Here is a 16,375-nt window from a genome sequence, read left to right as displayed (position 1 = left end):
CCGTAAACTCGCCGACTTTGATGGCGGCAAGCCGTTAAGGCCACACGATCTCAGGCATCGTTTCGCCGTGACCCGCCTCAGCCTCTGGCACCAACAGCGCGCAGACGTTCAGGCGCTATTGCCTTTGCTCGCCACATATCTCGGCCACGCCAGTTACAGCGACACGGCCTACTACCTCACGGGCTCGGCGGAGCTCCTCGCCATCGCGGCTGAGCGTGCCGCCCTCGATGGAGGCGCAGCATGAGCGAACACCTGCTCCTGGCGCCGCTCCTGGAGTCCTATTTCCGCCGGCGCCTGACGAAGCAGCGCAATGCGACTCCCGCGACCGTGGCCAGCTATCGCGACGCCTTGCGCATGCTGATCCTCTTTGCCGCCGACCGGTTGCATAAGAAGCCGGCGGCGTTGGCGCTCGAAGATCTCGATCGAGACCTCGTTCTCGCTTTTCTCGACGAACTCGAGGAGAAGCGGAACAATTGCGTCGCGACGCGCAACGCCCGCTTGGCCGCGATCCGGTCTTTTTTCCACCACGTCGCTGCCGCCGACCCGGCGTCCTTCGGTGTCGCCCAACGCGTGCTGTCGATTCCCATTAAACGGGCACACATCGAGGTAACGCACCATCTCACCAAGGCCGAAGTGGATACCCTCATCGCGCCGCCCGATCCAAAGACGCCTCGTGGTCGGCGCGACCGAGCCTTTCTGCTCTTCCTGGCACGGACCGGCGCCCGGGTCTCGGAAGCCACCGGCGTCAACGCAAATGACCTTCAGTTGGAGCGCTCTCACCCGCAAGTGCTGCTGCGCGGCAAGGGGCGCAGAGACCGCGTCGTGCCCATTCCTAAGGACCTGGCGCGAGCGCTGACGACCTTGTTGGGCGAGCGCGGGATCACCCATCACGAGCCGCGACCGATATTCGTCGGCGCCCGCAACGAGCGCCTGACTCGCTTCGGAGCGACCCATATCGTGCGGCGTGCGGCGGCCGAGGCCGTGCCTATCAGGCCAGCCTTGGCCGACAAGCCCATATCGCCGCACATCTTCCGGCACTCCCTCGCCATGAAGCTTCTCCAGTCTGGCGTGGACCTTTTGACGATCCAAGCCTGGCTCGGGCACGCACAGGTCGCCACGACCCACCACTATACCGCAGCGGATGTCGAGATGATGCGCAATGGACTCGAGAAGGCCGGCGTCAACGGCGATCACGGCGCGCGATTCCGACCGAATGACTCCGTTCTGCAACTGCTGAACTCCATCTGAATATTATGTGGCGGAGGCAAGCTGGGTTTGGCCGGCCCGAAAGCGGTCAGGGCGGCTCCGCCACATAATCTCGCCCGACGCATAATGCAGAGCGTTTTTAGCTTGGCGTCGCGCAGAAAGGCGGGTGGCGAGAGCGCGCTGCGGTGGATCGCGACGGTGAGCTAAAAACGTGTTGGACTAAGCCGCGGGCAAGGGTGGCCGCTATGGGTTTTCAATTAGGGCCGCACCCATGAACAGGTATCGCATGACGGTGCGGATCCGGTCGCGGCCGCGGCAACTGAAGGCGTGGCATACGCCGAAAGCGGCACAGATATCGGTTCCGGCATGTGAGGATCGGCGCCGGCCCCTGCCTGGGAGAGGTTGCCGGTGATGACGGCGCACACTTTTGCAGGACCGGCTCAGTTTGGCTTCCGAGCCGGCCGGCGCGATTACTATGACAACGAAGGCGACGCCCCTGTTTCATGACGTATCCTGGTATTGCGGGCGTCCGGTGACGCCGTCGAATGTTTCGATGATGATCATCTGGCCTTGACGACAGGCGGGGCATTGCCTGAGGGAATGCCCGGTGAGGTCCTCGTAGCGGTCGCGATAGTCCTTTGCGGATCGGCTATCCGAGGGCTCGGGAACCGGCATGCCGAGCAGGTCGCGGCAGTGGGCGAGCTTTTGCGCACGATAGCGATTGCCGAGAAAGCCGTAGTAGCGGATGCGATGGAAGCCTTCGGGCAGGACGTGCAACAAGAAGCGGCGAATGAACTCATCGGCCGCGACGGCCATGACCTTCTGCCGACTGCCGTGCCGATAGTCCTTCCAGCGAAAGGCGACTTTGCCGTCCTCGATGGCGACGAGGCGATTGTTGGAAATGGCGACGCGGTGCGTATAGCGGCCGACGTAGTCGAGGACCTGTTCGGGTCCGGCGAAGGGCGGCTTGGCATAGATGACCCACTCGGCCTTTCGTAGCGGCGCCAAATAGCGCTGGAAGGCATTGCGCTCGCTCAAGGCCTGCAAGTCAGAGAAGAACTTCAACTGGCCGGCGTCGAAGGCTTTCTCCAGGTGCTGCAGAAACAATCGTCGGAACAGGCGCGAGAGCACGCGGACCGGCAGGAAGAAGCCGGGCTTGCAGGCGATCCATCGCGTGCGGTCCAGCGAGAACCCGCCACCCGGCACGACGCAGTGCAGGTGGGGGTGGTGCAGCAAATTTTGCCCCCAGGTGTGCAGCACGGCGAAGAAACCGATCTCGGCGCCGAGATGTCGGGGGTCGGCGGCGATCGTCCGCAACGTCTCCGCGGTAGCGCGAAAGAGCAGGCCGTAGGCGAGTGCCTTGTTCTGATACAATCGCGGCAATGGGCTCCGGCAGCGTGAAGACGACGTGAAAGTACGGGGTGTCGAGAAGCTCGGCGCGACGGTCCTCCAGCCATTGCGCGCGGGCCAGAGATTGGCAGCGGGGACAATGCCTGTCGCGGCAGCTGTTGAAGGCGATGCGCCGGTGGCCGCATTGATCACATGCTTCGACGTGCCCGCCGAGCGCGGCGGTCCGGCACAGTTCAATAGCCGTCATGACACGGCGCTGGGCGACCGACAGCGACGCATCATGCTGTGCGCGATAGGCTTCGCCGTAGTAGCGGAAGATATCCGCCACTTCCGGCCCCGAGCGGGCCATTGCCGTGACCGTTCAGAAGTATTGCGGCTTGGCAGGCGGCGGCATGGTGGGCGCCGGACGCGGCAAAAGCCCGAAGGGGCTCGACGTGGCGCAGACCTTGTTGGTGGCAATCCGCAGGTAATGGGCGGTGGTCGCAAGGCTCCTGTGACCGAGCAGCAGTTGAATGGTGCGCACGTCGGCACCGGCCTCCAGCAAATGGACGGCAAAGGCGTGCCGCAAGCCGTGTGGCGTGACCGGTTTGGACAATCCGGAAAGGTCATGCGCCTTCGCGCAGGCTTGTCCCACCGCATCCCTGGTGATCGGTTGGCCGGCGCGATCGCCGGGGAAGAGCCACGCCTCTGGCCGACGCACCTTCCAATACTTGCGCAGAATCTCCAGGAGCTTGGGCGACAGCATCACGTAGCGGTCCTTCTGGCCTTTGCCCTGCTCGACGCGAATGACCATTCTCTGGCTGTCGATGTTCGTGGGCTTCAGCTGTACCGCTTCCGAGATGCGCAGGCCGGCGGCATAGCAGGTAGTCAGGATGGCGTAATGTTTGATGTCGAGGACACAGCCGAGAAACCGCTGAACTTCCTCGGGACTGAGGACGATCGGCAGCCTCTGCGGCTTCTTGGGAAGCGGCAGGACCTCTTCAGGCACCCAGTCCCTCTCAAGTGTCACAGTGTAGAGCAAGCGCAGCGCCGCAATGGCGGTGTGGATCGAGCCGGGCGCCAGCTTCTTCTCGTTGGCCAGATAGATCTGATAGGTCCGAATGTCCTCGCGCCCGAGCAAGTCCGGTGACTTACAGAAGTATCGGGCGAACAGCGACACCTGTTGCAGATACGACAGCTGGGTGTTGAGCGCGAAGTTGCGCACCTGCATGTCCTCGCTCATGCGTTGGCGAAGTTGGGTCATGACAAACTCCTCCTTTGTCCGATGGAATGGGCTGCAAGCAGCCACTCCATGCTGACGCAGTCGGAGCTTGTTGTGGACACATGACCAGCGCGACAGACGACGCGATCAGGTCACGCCGGCGGCACACACCCTCCTTGCCGCTCCGCAATCGCGGAGCGGGTTAGTCCAGACCTGCTTATGCCGCGTGCGGCATAAGCAGGTTTCGATCAGCCAAGCGATCACCGCCCAATGCTCGGCGCTGCCGGATAGGTCAGCGTTGTTTCCATCGCCTCATGGCCCAGCCATAGGGCGATGACCGAACAATCGACGCCCGCCTGCAGCAGCTCCATTGCAGCGCTGTGCCTCAAAACATGTGGCGACACCCGCTTCGAGCGGAGGGTGACGCAGTGTTCGCGAGCCTTGGCGACATATTTGTTCAGCAGCGCCTGCACGCCGTCGGCGCTCAGCCTGCCGCCGTGCATGTTCGGAAAGAGAGCCGTTGCACCCCGTTTCCTGGGCTCGTTGAGCCAGCCCCGAAGGGCTTGCTGTGCAACCTTGGGGAGCGGCGTACTTCGCTCCTTGCGGCCCTTGCCAACGCATCGCACGTGGGCACCGTGCCCCAGCATCACCGAGTCCCGGTCGAGATCGATGATCTCCGACCCGCAACCCCGTTTGCGCGGCCAGCAACAGCAGAGTGTGATCACGCCGTCCCAGCCATGTGCTGCGATCCGGACAGGCCAGGATCGCTTCAATCTCGGGCCTGGTGAGAAACTGAAGCTGTCGCTTATCGCATCGCTTGCACGGGATCGCGAGCACGCGCTGAATCTGGGCGCTATGGGCCGGCTCCTCGAACGACGCATATCTAAAGAAAGACCAAATGGCCGTGAGGCGGAGGTTCCGGGTCCTCACTGAGGCGGATCGCAGTGTCTCGATGTCTTCCAGGAATGCGCCGATGAAAGGCGCGTCCAAATCCCGAAGTGTCAACTGCGACGGAGACCTGCCAAGGCGTGTCTGCGCGAATGCAAACAGGAGCCGGAAGGTGTCGCGATAGCAGGCGATGGTGTTGGAGCTTACGCCTCGATGTCGCATGAGCCGATCGGTGAACCATCGCTCGATCAGCACGGCCAGATCGTTCGAGGCACTCATGAGCGAACCTCCCACCGCTCATCCAGCAGTCGCGCGGCATGGGTCATTTTGCTCCGGCGCGGCGGATAGATACCAGTAGGTGTCGCGAACATTGGCGTGGCCGAGAAAGGTCGAGAGGACCGGCAGTTCCCGCTCGACATCTTCGCCCGCACGATACCAATTGGTCAGGGCCTGGACTGCGAAACGGTGACGAAGATCGTGAATCCGCGGACCATTGCTCTGCCCCCGCTGCCACAGACCGATCTGTCGCGACAGCTGCCAGAACACCCGGTGCACGTATTGGTGCAGCAATCTGCCGCCCTGCTCGGCGACAAAGAAATAGGGGCTACGAGGCGCGACGAGATGCGCGTCGCGTCGCGCGGCATAGTCCGACAGCACGGCGACCGTCGTGGCATGGAGCGGGACCAGCCGCGACTTGCCGAACTTCGTCTCCCGAATGGTGAGGATACCTTGGTCGAGATCGACGTCGTCTCGGCGCAGGTCGAGCGCTTCGGAATGGCGTAGCCCGGCGACCGCTATCAATCCGAACAGACAATGATATGTCCAGCGACGCAGGGGCCACCAGCAACTAGCCGACATCATGGACAAAATGACAAAATGGATGCCCCGTATTTTCTGCCGCTTTCTGCTCCAGGAAGCGGCGAGCTTCCATGATCTGCGTTAGATCCGCCAAAACTGCATCAGCAGCGGGCCAATCCGCCTCAGAAAGGTTGTCTTGGCCGCTACGGATGTCTTCCGCCATTGCAAGGAGCGCAGCCCAGACTGGCTTTATCTTTTCTACCGTAAGCACGTATGTGCTTTCAGGCACTTCCGAGAGGGCAGCCGATTCGGAGCCGCCGCGAGCCGCTGTGCATTTATCGCATCCACAGTTCTCGTAAATGCCGTGCTTGTGGTCACTCATTATGTGCCGCATGCCGCCGCCTCATTCAATGGGCACATCCGAAGCTTCATCAACGCAATCGCATTGGCCACTGCCGAGGGCGTAGGTGTGATCGCCATCCCTGTAGCCCGCCTGGTGGGTGTGTCTCGTTGGCCAACCCAGTTGATGCCAGAACCTATCGTGGTTGAACCCGGCGTGATAGCTTCCGGCTGCTTCAACTAACTATCCGCCTCGTGTGCTTTCATCGTAGCGGTGTTCTCAGGCTACGGCCTTAAGCTCTGGAGGGGTGATGTAGGCCCAGGGCAGGAGATCGTCGATCTGGCTGTTCAAGTGGCCGTCGATGATCCTCGTGAGCACGTCGGCGAGGTAGCCGAGCGGCTCGACGTCGTTCAGCTTGCAGGTTTATGCCGACCACCGAACTATGCCGAGCGGGCGCGTTTCCGCCAACGTTTTTCATGACTTAGCCGCTGCAGGATCGGCATAGATTAGGGTCTCTCCGTCGCGATTGGCGCGAAGGAGAGGACACATGAACGCGAATGAGTATCTGCAACGCAGCGCACTTTATCGGAAGCTGATCCACGGGCCATATGGCGAGTTTGCACGCGTTTATGCGGGCAGATTGTCGGACGAAGGCTTCGGTCGGCAATGCACCTGGCGATCGCTAAGCATATTTCGTGAGTTGAAAGACTGGCATGTCGGCAACGGGCACGATCTCCAGGATTTAAGCGAAGTTCATGTTGAGCGGTTTCTTGAGCACCGTTCCAAACACTGGAGCATCGATTCGGGCGACCGATCGGCGCTCCGGCGCTTGCTTGCCGCGTTACGGCAAGAAGGTTTGATACCAACCGCCCTTCCGATTGAGCGCACGGAGTACGAGCAGATTGTTGATGTGTTCGCGGCTTACCTCACGAATGAGAGAGGGCTCGCCGCCTCGACGGTGGAAAGCCACAAGCTGCTCTCACGCCGATTTCTGCAGGAGGTCTGTCCGGCTGGCGCAGATGGGTTTGCAGCGCTCACCCCGGAGATCGTCATCGGTTATGTCGAGCGACATGCTCTTGATGGCTCCGCCGACAGCGGCAAGGCGATGTGCGGGGTGGTGCGCGCCTTCCTGCGCTATTTGCATCTGAAGAGCTTCATTTCGGTGGCCTTGGCCGATTGTGTGCCGTCGATCCGTCGCTGGCGGCTTGCTGGCCTACCAACCTTCCTGCCACCACAGAAGGTTCAGGTGGTTCTCGATGCCTGCGATCGGACCACGGCAATGGGGCTTCGCGACTATGCGGTTTTGATGGCGCTGGCCAAGCTGGGCTTGCGCGCCAGCGAGGTTGCCGCGCTCAGTCTTGACGATATCGATTGGCAGTCGGGCAGTGTCCTCGTCCATGGCAAGGGACGGCGGCAAGCGATGATGCCGCTACGCCACGACGTCGGTGCAGCTATCGTCGCCTACATCCGGCATGGGCGGCCGGCTTCACCGTGTCGCCGGTTATTTCTGCGAATGCTTGCTCCGCACGTCGGCTTTGCCTCAGGCTGCGCCATCACGATGATCGCGAAGGAGGCCCTAGAGCGGGCGGGTATTCACGGCTATGCGCACCACGGCGCGCACCTCTTCCGCCACAGCCTTGCGACCGACCTGCTGCGGTCGGGGGCCAGCTTTGCCGAGATCGGCCAGTTGCTTCGGGCGTTGGCCGGCGGCAGCGACAGTGCCGCCGCCAGAAGCGCCGTGATCTCAGCATCGTTATAGATGTAGGGCTTTGCACGCCGCGCCGGCGACACAGCGTCTTGAGGTGGCACTTCCGTTATGGGGTCGAAATGAGCGAGGTGCAGAGCGAAGCAGCGCACATCGGTTAGGCGGATGGACCAACTCGGTTGTCGGCCGATCAACGTCACCCACTTCATTGCCAGCGCAACGCTCGAATCTCGGGGAGCGTCGTTACGTGAGGCAATACGACCTCTTTCCCAGATTGTCGCGCTATAATGTCAGGCAGGCGGTGACAATCGGGCGGTTACGATCGACTGGAAGCTGGTGACGACTTACCGGTCGAAGATCTCTCCGTGGCGGTCGAGAAGTTCGGCTGGTATGCCCTGCGCTGGAAGGCGGAGGTGTTCCACAAGGTCATGAAGTCCGGCTGCCGTGCCGAGGAGGCAAGGCTCGAGACCGCCGAGAGGCTGGCGAAGTTCCTCGCCCTCATCGCGGTGGTCAGCTGGCGCATATTCTTCGTCACGATGTCGGCGCGAGCCAAGCCAGACGCCGCGCCCGACAGCGTTCTCACCTTCGCCGAGATCACTACGCTCAACCCGATCGACGCGTCCCGAACGCGACCGCGCCTCCAACGGACCACTCTCGCCGCTTACCTGCTGCAAATCGCCATGCTTGGCGGCTATCTCGCCCGCAACCATGATCCGCCTCCGGGTATATGGTCGTCTGGCGGGCATGACCCGGTTGCACGACATCGCTCTCAAGCCGACGATGTGGTTATTCGGAAGCTTCACCGGCGGCGTACGTCCAGCCGAAACCTTCTGGATCCATCTTCGACCGCGTCTGCACCGCAAAAACCTCAGCGCCGGCTGACCGAGCAGTATCACCCCTGGACCAGGCAGCCGTGGCGGTTCTTGGGCAGGTTGGCGCGAAGGCCGTGCCATTGTTGGTGAGCACGATGTGGTCCTTTATAGAAAGACCTGCACGATAGACTGCAGATTAAGCCCGCGAAACCCCAGCTCGTACGTTTGGACGCCGGTCAATCCAAGGTCGGGCATCCTCTAGGTCTCGTGCCATACGGACCAGTGTTGCCTCATCCCCAAAACGGCCGACGATCTGAACGCCGATCGGCAGTCCATCAGTGCTTTGCGCCAGAGGCAAACTGACCGAAGGTTGACCAGTCACATTGAACACGCCGAGGTGGCCACCTTCTTGATACTCGGCTTGTATAAATTCTTCTACCGAGACGGTTTCATTGGTCAAGGTGTCGATCCCGCCATGCGGCCGGGCGACGGTCGACATTACCGGGGTCAAAAGTATATCGAAGGCATTGATTGCCTCGCCCACCTTGAGCCGCATTCCTCGGATGGCCTCATGTATCTCAGTTGAGATTGAGAGAGGCTGCTTCTGCCCTCGTTGATAAAGTTTAAGGTTAACCGGCTCTAGGGTGTCTGCGCTAATGGAGCGTCCCAAGGCGCGCGCCGCACTTTCGAGCCAACTTGCCCCCATATCTGACAACCCCAGCATTATCTTCGGCAATTCTTCGAATTCATATGGCGGGGCGATTTCTACTACCGAGTGTCCCATTTCTTCGAGCAGTGACGCGATCCCGTCGACCGCTTGTAGAACTTGAGGCTCGAGATCAACCGGGCCCCATTTTGTCCTGGCAAGCCCGACCCTCAGGTGCCCGGTGGAGTGTAAAAGTTCCTCAACGTAAGGGCGATTCGGCTGGACGATAACAAATGGGTCCCCAGGCTCGTGACCAGAAAAGACATCAAGCGCTGCTGCCATATCTCGCACAGTTCGACATAGGACAAAATGCCTAGATAGACCGAACCACCCGTCTTGACCATTCGGGCCACCAGAAATGCGACCGCGAGACGGATTCAGCCCAACAAGCCCGCACCAAGCCGCAGGTTGTCGAATGGATCCACCACCGTCGCTTGCATGCGCGATTGGTGTGATCCCAGCCGCCACTGCCGCCGCAGCACCTCCAGAAGAGCCGCTTGCTGAACGGTTCAAATCCCACGGATTGCAAGTAATCCCATTGACAATCGTTTCAGTCATACCGGACATACCAAGCTCCGGCGTTGCTGTTCTTCCGATTGTTCGAAGTCCAGCATCCCGGGCGCGCCGAAAGTAAAAGCTGTCGGTTTTGGAACGGCAACCTTTGAACAGCCGACTTCCCATTTCCTGGAGACGTCCAGCTTCGCTGGCTCCAATATCTTTGCGAAGGAAAGGCACACCGTTCAGAAGCCCGGAAGCTGGGCCTGAAATTGTCTCGGCGTCTTCATAGAATTCGATTACAGCGTTGACGCGTGGATTCACATCGTCGTAAGCCTGCCGCGCCAAACCCGTCAGTTCCAAAGCGGTGACCTCCCCTTGATTGACCAGAGCTGCCAAACCGGTAGCGTCGAATTCTGTATACTCATTTAATTTCATTAATGCAGCCTCGGGTTGATTGTTAAACATTACGTCTAACGACGGCATTCAAATCAACGTGGGTATGTCTTGCTGGACGGAGTTATGTCGCCAGCCAACATGCAGCGGTGTGGTTCGCGGCCACCTCGATGGCCGGCGGCTCCTCCTCCTTGCAGCGGTGGAAGGCAACCGGGCAGCGAGGATGGAAACGACAGCCCTTGGGCACGCGTGCGGCGCTTGGAACCTCTCCTTGCAACGCCGGCAGACCGACGCGACTAGCGTCGCTGCGAATTTGCGGCGTCGCGTTGCGCAGTGCGACCGTATAAGGGTGGTGTGGATTGAATGTGATCTCGTCGGCGCTGCCGATCTCGACCAATTTTCCAAGATACAAAACGGCAATCCTGTCGGCGATCAACCACGCAAGCGGAAGATCGTGGGTGATGAACAGCAACGCCATGTTGTGCTTTGCGCGCAAGTCGACCAAGACCTGAAGAATCTGTGCGCGTATAGAAACATCGAGCATTGACACAGGTTCGTCGGCGACGATGAGCTTCGGTTTCACGGCAAGCGCTCCGGCAATCACCACCCGCTGGCGCTGGCCACCAGACAGCTCGTGCGGGAAACGGGAAAAGAAATCACCAGGAGGATTGAGCCCGGCGGCTGCAAGCGCCTCGCTCACACGATCTGCAAGCTGCTTCCCGCCCTCGACCAGTTGCAGTGACCGCAATGGCTCTGCCACAATCTCAAACACGGTGTGGCGCGGATTGAGCGCCTGATAAGCGTCCTGGAAGATCATCTGCACGCGGTGCCGGTAAGGACGCAGGGCCGAAGAGCCGCGCACTGAGCTCATGTCCTCGTCCTCGAACAACAACCTGCCGCTTGTTGGCTGTGCAAGCTTGGTGATTGCGCGGCCTACCGTCGTTTTACCGCTTCCCGACTCTCCGACCAAGGCGACGATCTCGCCCCGTCTGATGTTGAGATCGATCCCGTCCACCGCGCGGACGGCGCGGGGAGGTCGGCCCAAGACGCGGTCGAACAGCCCACCCTGTATGGGAAAGTGAACTTGCAGGCCCTCGAGACGCAGGAAGTTGGCGTTGTCAGGCATGAGCAGCGACCTTGTCTTCTTGCAAGAACCGGTGAAGGTGACAGGCGACGCGTCCCCGCCCGACTCCAGTGAGGCTAGGTACTTCTGTCTGGCATACCCCCATGGCCGAAGGGCAACGTGGATGGAAGGCGCACCCCGACGGCCGATTCACCAGACTGGGGGGATCACCGGGTATATGCCGGATCACCTTTTTGCCGTTCGCCGGGTTCGGGATCGAGTCGATCAGCAATCGCGTGTACGGGTGCTTAGGCTTGCCGAAGATCTCAGCGACAGTGCCGTCCTCGACGAGGCGGCCGGAATACATGATCATCACCCGATCACAAGCCTCAGCCACCACAGAAAGATCGTGAGTGATTAAAATGAGAGCAAGGTTAAGCTGCGATCGCAAGTCACCCAGCAGTTTGAGAATCTGAGCCTGGGTAATGACGTCGAGCGCCGTGGTCGGCTCATCACCAATGACGATCGAGGGGCGACATGCCAGCGCCATGGCAATCATCACCCTTTGTCGCATACCGCCCGACAACTCGTGGGGATAGGCAGCGCCGCGATCTGCCGGAATGCCGACGAGTTCGAGCAGTTCTCTTGCCCGCGCGGTTGCCTCGACACGCGACATGCCAAGCTTCAGCACACACGGCTCGGCTATCTGCTTGATGATGCGGTGAACAGGATTAAGCGCATTCATCGCGCCCTGGAAGACAACGGACGTTTCACTCCAGCGATGTGGCCGCATCGCCGCATCGTCATCGATCGGCAGTCGCTTACCGCGATATCGTACCTCACCCCCGCTGACCCGCGCGTTGGGTGAAAGCAGACCCGCGATCGCCATTGCAGTCGTAGTCTTCCCGCTGCCCGATTCACCGACGAGGCCAACCGCCTCTCCGGCCCGGAGCGCGAAGCTCACGCGGTCGATCGCACGCGATGAAACGCCCTTGAGCCCATAATCGACAGAGAGCCTGTCGACCTCCAGAAGCGGTGCGTTGTCCTGGGACGAGTTTATCATGGGATCACCCTGCGTCGTGGGTTAAAGGTGTCGTCGAGGGCATTGCCGATCAGGACGAAGCTAAGCGAAACCGTAAGGACGCATACTCCTGGGCTGAGGTCCCACCAGGCTCCTGCACTGGCAGCACCGGCGCGTTGAGCGAGCGCAAGCAAAGTGCCCCATGAAGGCTGCAAAGGGTCGCCAAGTCCAAGGAACGAGAGCGATGTCTCAACATAGATTGCGCCTGCGACAACTAGAGCGCCATTGGCCGTGATTTGCGGCACGAGGTTGGGCAGGATGTGCTTTACCATGATGACGATATTGCTGCTGCCCACAACCCGCGCGCGATCTACGAATGTTCGCTCCTTAAGCGACAGCGTTTGGCTGCGAACGATCCGCGCAACAAAAGCCCAGCTCGTCATTCCGATAACGACAATAATCACAAAAAGAGAAGGACGGAACCCGAAGATATCTCCACCGCGCCCCCAAACTTCAAGGATTACTGGCGTGATGACCAGCGCCAGCACGAAGGAGGGCATGACAAAAAAGAAATCCGTCAAGCGCATCAGCCAGACGTCAACCCTTCCACCGTAATAGCCCGCGCTGATACCAACAGTGGTGCCGAAGACAAGGCTTATCACGGTCGCCAGCACCGCGATCGTCAGCGATATCCGGGCACCATGGACAACCAGATTGAGCACGTCTCGCCCCACATCATCGGTGCCCAGCAGATGCTGGCTTGATGGTGGCGCGAGGAAATCGCCCGTAGCGTTGATTGCAGTTTGGAGCGGTCCTACAAGGATATTTGGGACGGCAGCCAGCACAAGAAAGAAGACTAAACATAGGACGCCAGCCTGAGCACCGCCCCGGCCAAGAAATTGACGCAGAAAGCTTTTTATCGCTCGCGCTCGGCCTCGCGGGGGATACCGAACTGTTCCTTCGCTCATTGCCGGACTCGCGGATCAAGAAAGCCGTAGGCCAGGTCGGCTACAAGGTTTGCGACAACAATCGACGCACCAAGCAACAGAAATATGCCTTGAAGGACAGGGTAGTCCCGTGCATTCAGCGCTTCCACTGTCAGCCCTCCGATACCCGGCCAGGCGAATACGGCTTCGATGGTGATGGCCCCGGCGACTACGTAGCCAAGATTAAGAGCAATCAGCGTTACGACGGGCAACATTGCGTTGCGAAATGCATGACGCATTAGCATCTGACGGTTGGTCAGCCCTTTGGCCCGCGCAGTTACCATATAATCTTCTGTGACTACGTCACTCATCGCTGCACGTGCGACCACGACGTATTGGCCGATCAGCCCAAGTGCCACCGCGGTAACCGGAAGCGTGAGATGCAGCAGATAGTCGAGGAACGAACCAAGGGAGCCCGTGATCGCGCCGGGCGAGTATGCACCGTAGCCGGGAAACCAACCCAATGCCGTGCTGAAGACTACCACCAGGAGCATGCCGAGCCAGAACGAGGGTGTCGAATAGAGCGCCAGAGAGGTTGCCGTGGCGATATGATCGACGGCACCTCCTCTGCGCCACCCTGCATATAGGCCAAGCATGACACCCCATGGGATGGCGATTAATTGGGCTAGACCTACAAGGGCAATGGTGGCCGGCAAACGCTCCAAGATTAGGTCAGCGACATGTCTGCCCCTGAACTTGAAGCTGTAGCCTAAATTGCCCTGAATAGTTGCCGACAAGTAGTCGATAACCTGGTCCGGGAATAGCGGCCGATCGAGGCCCCAGTTCTGGCGCAGCGCCTGCATTTGCTCGGCTGTCACGCTGCTGCGTGCTCCGCCGAGCAGAAGCTTGGCTGGGTCGCCCGGAATGATCCTGAACAAAACGAAGTTCAGGACTCCCACCATCAGAAGTGTCACAATCGCCCTAATGACGATGCGCACGATGCGCCGGCTCCTTGGCCCTCCCATTGCGAAGGCACTAGACATCAGACCGGCCTCAGACGATCGAACGGGAAATAGCCCCACATTGATACGGCATCCTCTGTCCCCCAACCTTGGATGCAGTCCGTTCGATGCGCGTCGAGCAGAAAAGGGTAACACAGCATGATGTAGGGCGCTTGTGTGTAGATGAGACGCGTCGCCTCGTCGACCAGCTGCTTGCTTTTCGCGAGGTCAACCGTGACGTCCGCTTCTGAAAGAAGTGAGTCAAACTTGTCATTTCTCCAATAAGAGGTGTTGTTTGTCCCAATGCCCTTGCTGTTACCCAAGTTGAGGATGTCGTGTGGGGTGGGCGACAGCCAAGTCGAAGAGACCAACAGGTCCCAGCCTCCACCGCCATTGGCCGGTGCTGCTGTGCGGGCGCCCAGCGCGCCGGTTTCAAGCTGCGTCACTGACACCGGAATGCCAATTTGCCCCAACCAACCAGCAACGAGTTGCACCGCCGCGATCGGAATCTCGAGGCCGCCCCCGGATGCTCCGGTGATCAGCTCAAGTTGAAGGCTGTTTCCCTCCTCGTCCTCCCGAAGTCCGTCGCCGTTTGTGTCGAGATAACCGGCGGCATCAAGCCGGCGAGCAGCCTCAGCAAGGTCAAAGCGGCGCCTTATGTCGCTCAACTCTGAATAGTAATCGGTCGCCGCCGGCATGACCACCCCCACGCCCGGGTCGGCATGCCCACGAAAGGCGCGATCGACGATGGTCTTCTGATCGATCGCGTACCCAATGGCATCGCGAAACGCCGTATCTTGCAGGGCCTTCGTGCTGCCTGCCCCCTCCCCGGACGCAGTGTTGAAGGCCAGATAGTTCCGTTGTTCGACCCGCGATTGGCCGACCCTAATGTCGGAATGGTTGGAGAGATCCTCCCACTGAGCAGATGTGATGCCATAACCGTAGTCAAGGTTGCCACTTTTTAGACCTTGGGCGATGGGATCTGCTGTATTGAACAGGTTCAAAATCATGCCTGCCATGGGCGGCTGTCCCATGCGAAAATACTTGTTCGACGCCAAGCGGACAAATTGACCCGGCTGAAACTCTGAAACAATCATGGGGCCTGTGCCCACCAGCGGAGGATCATTGCGAAAGGTGTTACGCGCGTCGGCGTGGCTAATCTTCGCCCAAATGTGCTCGGGAACAATCAGAACTGCATTATTGACTGGCCATCGCGTTGGAAGCTTGGTCACAATTTGGAGGGTTTCATCATCAATAGCCCTAATGGACTCGACGTTTTCCAACCCAGCAGCATTATTCCACCCAACATTCAGCTCGTTTGGGGTGCCGATAGACTCGCGCAAATAGTTATAGGTGAATGCAGCGTCTCTGGCTGTGGCGGGTTGGCCGTCTGACCACCTCATGCCCGGCCAGATTTTAAACGTCCATGTCAGATTGTCATGCGCAACCGACCATTCCTTGGCAAAGCCTCTCCGATCACGATGGCGTTGCGCATCCATGCCAACGAGAGGGTCATAGGTGAATGCAGTCGGCCAAAAGGACGACCAAGTAGCGAATGGATTCATTGTGTCGGCAGCCCAAATTGCTGCCATGCGCACGATCTGATCACCACATGACGATGCAAGGGCCACAGAGCTCGCGAGCAAGGGGGCCGCCGATCCGAGAAGCATCGCCTTGATTAAGAGGCGGCGGTTGACTGGCAACATATTCATTTACATCCCTCCCTTAAGAATATTGTTCTCCTTGTCTTGTCGTCGCGAATACGGCCGCACTAGGCGTCAACTGAACACCCGGACTTCGACGATTCTTGACTGCCAAGATTGAGGTTCAAAGCCGCGCAACGACGCTTGCGGCGGCTGTGCCCGCTCATTCCAAAGCTCCACCTAGGCACTCGTGGATCTCTGGTCCGCCAAGCGATCCCCTCCAGGGCGGCGAACTTTGCATCGCGGGTTGCTTTTTCTCCCAAGTATTCACGCTCCCGCCAGAACTTAAACTTGCATCGGGATATTTATGGATCAAATGCCTCAGCTTCTTGAAACGCATCGACCAAAATTTGCTACTATTTGATGCTAACGTTCTGCATTCGAACGGCTCTCCCGAGCAAAGTGCGTGTTTCAGAAATCGCGGACACGACTAGGCCGTGAACTCATAAGTGCGGAATGAAACCACGACAGGTGGTTTGCAGACCTTTGGACTTCGGCCATCATCGAACGCATGCCCATTTTATAGCGCGACATATGTGGAACGGCCACGCGGGCAAGCGCTTTTTCAGACATGTCATCCAGCGGGATAGGTGCGGTCATATGTCCGACCTTTCAGCGCGGTCTAAGACCGCTGGCCTCGATGAAATTCGCGATGCCAGGGGCTGATCAATCTGACGCGCTGTAAGCGCATTGTCGCGCCGGCCTCTCTCGCCTCGCCTCGCCCGTGGGTCATCGTCTAATTTTGCACCTCGCCTCTGTCCGGC

General features: G+C 59.6%; 11 protein-coding genes and 5 pseudogenes. 4 read left to right on the top strand and 12 right to left on the bottom strand.

The window, feature by feature from the left end; all coding sequences use genetic code 11:
- Window positions 1–244: pseudogene (locus EOD15_RS01285) on the top strand (integrase); the annotation flags it as partial.
- Window positions 241–1,248 carry a tyrosine-type recombinase/integrase gene (locus tag EOD15_RS01280; RefSeq protein ID WP_127321397.1) on the top strand — a complete coding sequence of 336 codons (1,008 nt, stop codon included), beginning with the start codon at window positions 241–243 and terminating at the stop codon, window positions 1,246–1,248. The pseudogene EOD15_RS01285 and the gene EOD15_RS01280, both read left to right, overlap by 4 nt.
- Window positions 1,249–1,707: 459 nt before the next feature.
- Here EOD15_RS01280 and EOD15_RS01275 read toward each other — a convergent pair.
- The 6 genes and pseudogenes from EOD15_RS01275 to EOD15_RS01250 all read right to left on the bottom strand — a co-directional run.
- A pseudogene (locus EOD15_RS01275) lies at window positions 1,708–2,905 on the bottom strand (IS91 family transposase).
- A gap of 12 nt (window positions 2,906–2,917) precedes the next feature.
- A complete protein-coding gene (locus EOD15_RS01270; RefSeq protein WP_127320656.1) occupies window positions 2,918–3,799 on the bottom strand; it encodes a tyrosine-type recombinase/integrase in 882 nt (293 codons plus the stop codon).
- A gap of 245 nt (window positions 3,800–4,044) precedes the next feature.
- Window positions 4,045–4,924: pseudogene (locus EOD15_RS37310) on the bottom strand (tyrosine-type recombinase/integrase); the annotation flags it as partial.
- A pseudogene (locus EOD15_RS01260) lies at window positions 4,921–5,479 on the bottom strand (tyrosine-type recombinase/integrase); the annotation flags it as partial. The pseudogenes EOD15_RS37310 and EOD15_RS01260, both read right to left, overlap by 4 nt.
- Before the next feature lie 13 nt (window positions 5,480–5,492).
- Window positions 5,493–5,825 (bottom strand): hypothetical protein, encoded by a 333-nt coding sequence (locus EOD15_RS01255; RefSeq protein WP_127308894.1) that lies wholly within the window; start codon window positions 5,823–5,825, stop codon window positions 5,493–5,495.
- A 237-nt stretch (window positions 5,826–6,062) separates the two neighbouring features.
- Window positions 6,063–6,206, bottom strand: a pseudogene (locus EOD15_RS01250) (transposase domain-containing protein); the annotation flags it as partial.
- Window positions 6,207–6,330: 124 nt separating this feature from the next.
- Here EOD15_RS01250 and EOD15_RS01245 point away from each other — a divergent pair.
- Together EOD15_RS01245 and EOD15_RS01235 are read left to right on the top strand one after the other, a co-directional pair.
- A complete protein-coding gene (locus EOD15_RS01245) occupies window positions 6,331–7,542 on the top strand; it encodes a tyrosine-type recombinase/integrase (protein WP_245463538.1) in 1,212 nt (403 codons plus the stop codon).
- A gap of 311 nt (window positions 7,543–7,853) precedes the next feature.
- Window positions 7,854–8,450 carry a hypothetical protein gene (locus EOD15_RS01235; protein ID WP_127320657.1) on the top strand — a complete coding sequence of 199 codons (597 nt, stop codon included), beginning with the start codon at window positions 7,854–7,856 and terminating at the stop codon, window positions 8,448–8,450.
- Between the two features lie 46 nt (window positions 8,451–8,496).
- On the opposite strand, the gene EOD15_RS01230 is transcribed toward EOD15_RS01235, so the two are convergent.
- From EOD15_RS01230 to EOD15_RS01205, 6 genes are all read right to left on the bottom strand, one after another.
- Window positions 8,497–9,939: an amidase gene (locus tag EOD15_RS01230; RefSeq protein ID WP_127320658.1), complete on the bottom strand. Its 1,443-nt coding sequence runs from the start codon at window positions 9,937–9,939 to the stop codon at window positions 8,497–8,499.
- Window positions 9,940–10,021: 82 nt separating this feature from the next.
- Window positions 10,022–11,023: an ABC transporter ATP-binding protein gene (locus EOD15_RS01225; RefSeq protein WP_127308895.1), complete on the bottom strand. Its 1,002-nt coding sequence runs from the start codon at window positions 11,021–11,023 to the stop codon at window positions 10,022–10,024.
- Complete coding sequence (locus EOD15_RS01220; protein WP_127320659.1) at window positions 11,016–12,023, bottom strand: ABC transporter ATP-binding protein; 1,008 nt, start codon at window positions 12,021–12,023, stop codon at window positions 11,016–11,018. The genes EOD15_RS01225 and EOD15_RS01220 overlap by 8 nt, the downstream gene beginning before the upstream one ends.
- Entirely contained in the window at window positions 12,020–12,949 is a 930-nt protein-coding gene (locus EOD15_RS01215; protein WP_127308897.1) for an ABC transporter permease, read from the bottom strand. Before EOD15_RS01215 ends, EOD15_RS01220 begins: the two co-directional genes overlap by 4 nt.
- Window positions 12,946–13,932: an ABC transporter permease gene (locus EOD15_RS01210; protein ID WP_127408241.1), complete on the bottom strand. Its 987-nt coding sequence runs from the start codon at window positions 13,930–13,932 to the stop codon at window positions 12,946–12,948. Before EOD15_RS01210 ends, EOD15_RS01215 begins: the two co-directional genes overlap by 4 nt.
- Before the next feature lie 17 nt (window positions 13,933–13,949).
- Window positions 13,950–15,620 (bottom strand): ABC transporter substrate-binding protein, encoded by a 1,671-nt coding sequence (locus tag EOD15_RS01205; protein WP_127308898.1) that lies wholly within the window; start codon window positions 15,618–15,620, stop codon window positions 13,950–13,952.
- Window positions 15,621–16,375: the final 755 nt, after the last annotated feature.

This window comes from Mesorhizobium sp. M7A.T.Ca.US.000.02.2.1 (assembly GCF_003996995.1).
Lineage (GTDB): Bacteria > Pseudomonadota > Alphaproteobacteria > Rhizobiales > Rhizobiaceae > Mesorhizobium.
The sequence above is the reverse complement of the archived record's forward strand: the minus strand, read 5'-3'. Positions and strand labels throughout refer to the sequence as shown.

What these genes read in the sequence shown, in the direction of transcription:
- EOD15_RS01280 (WP_127321397.1), top strand. Translation starts at nt 241, where the DNA reads ATGAGCGAACACCTGCTCCTGGCGCCGCTCCTGGAGTCCTATTTCCGC.
- EOD15_RS01270 (WP_127320656.1), bottom strand. Translation starts at nt 3,799, where the DNA reads ATGACCCAACTTCGCCAACGCATGAGCGAGGACATGCAGGTGCGCAAC.
- EOD15_RS01255 (WP_127308894.1), bottom strand. Translation starts at nt 5,825, where the DNA reads ATGAGTGACCACAAGCACGGCATTTACGAGAACTGTGGATGCGATAAA.
- EOD15_RS01245 (WP_245463538.1), top strand. Translation starts at nt 6,331, where the DNA reads ATGAACGCGAATGAGTATCTGCAACGCAGCGCACTTTATCGGAAGCTG.
- EOD15_RS01230 (WP_127320658.1), bottom strand. Translation starts at nt 9,939, where the DNA reads ATGAAATTAAATGAGTATACAGAATTCGACGCTACCGGTTTGGCAGCT.
- EOD15_RS01225 (WP_127308895.1), bottom strand. Translation starts at nt 11,023, where the DNA reads ATGCCTGACAACGCCAACTTCCTGCGTCTCGAGGGCCTGCAAGTTCAC.
- EOD15_RS01220 (WP_127320659.1), bottom strand. Translation starts at nt 12,023, where the DNA reads ATGATAAACTCGTCCCAGGACAACGCACCGCTTCTGGAGGTCGACAGG.
- EOD15_RS01215 (WP_127308897.1), bottom strand. Translation starts at nt 12,949, where the DNA reads ATGAGCGAAGGAACAGTTCGGTATCCCCCGCGAGGCCGAGCGCGAGCG.
- EOD15_RS01210 (WP_127408241.1), bottom strand. Translation starts at nt 13,932, where the DNA reads ATGGGAGGGCCAAGGAGCCGGCGCATCGTGCGCATCGTCATTAGGGCG.
- EOD15_RS01205 (WP_127308898.1), bottom strand. Translation starts at nt 15,620, where the DNA reads ATGAATATGTTGCCAGTCAACCGCCGCCTCTTAATCAAGGCGATGCTT.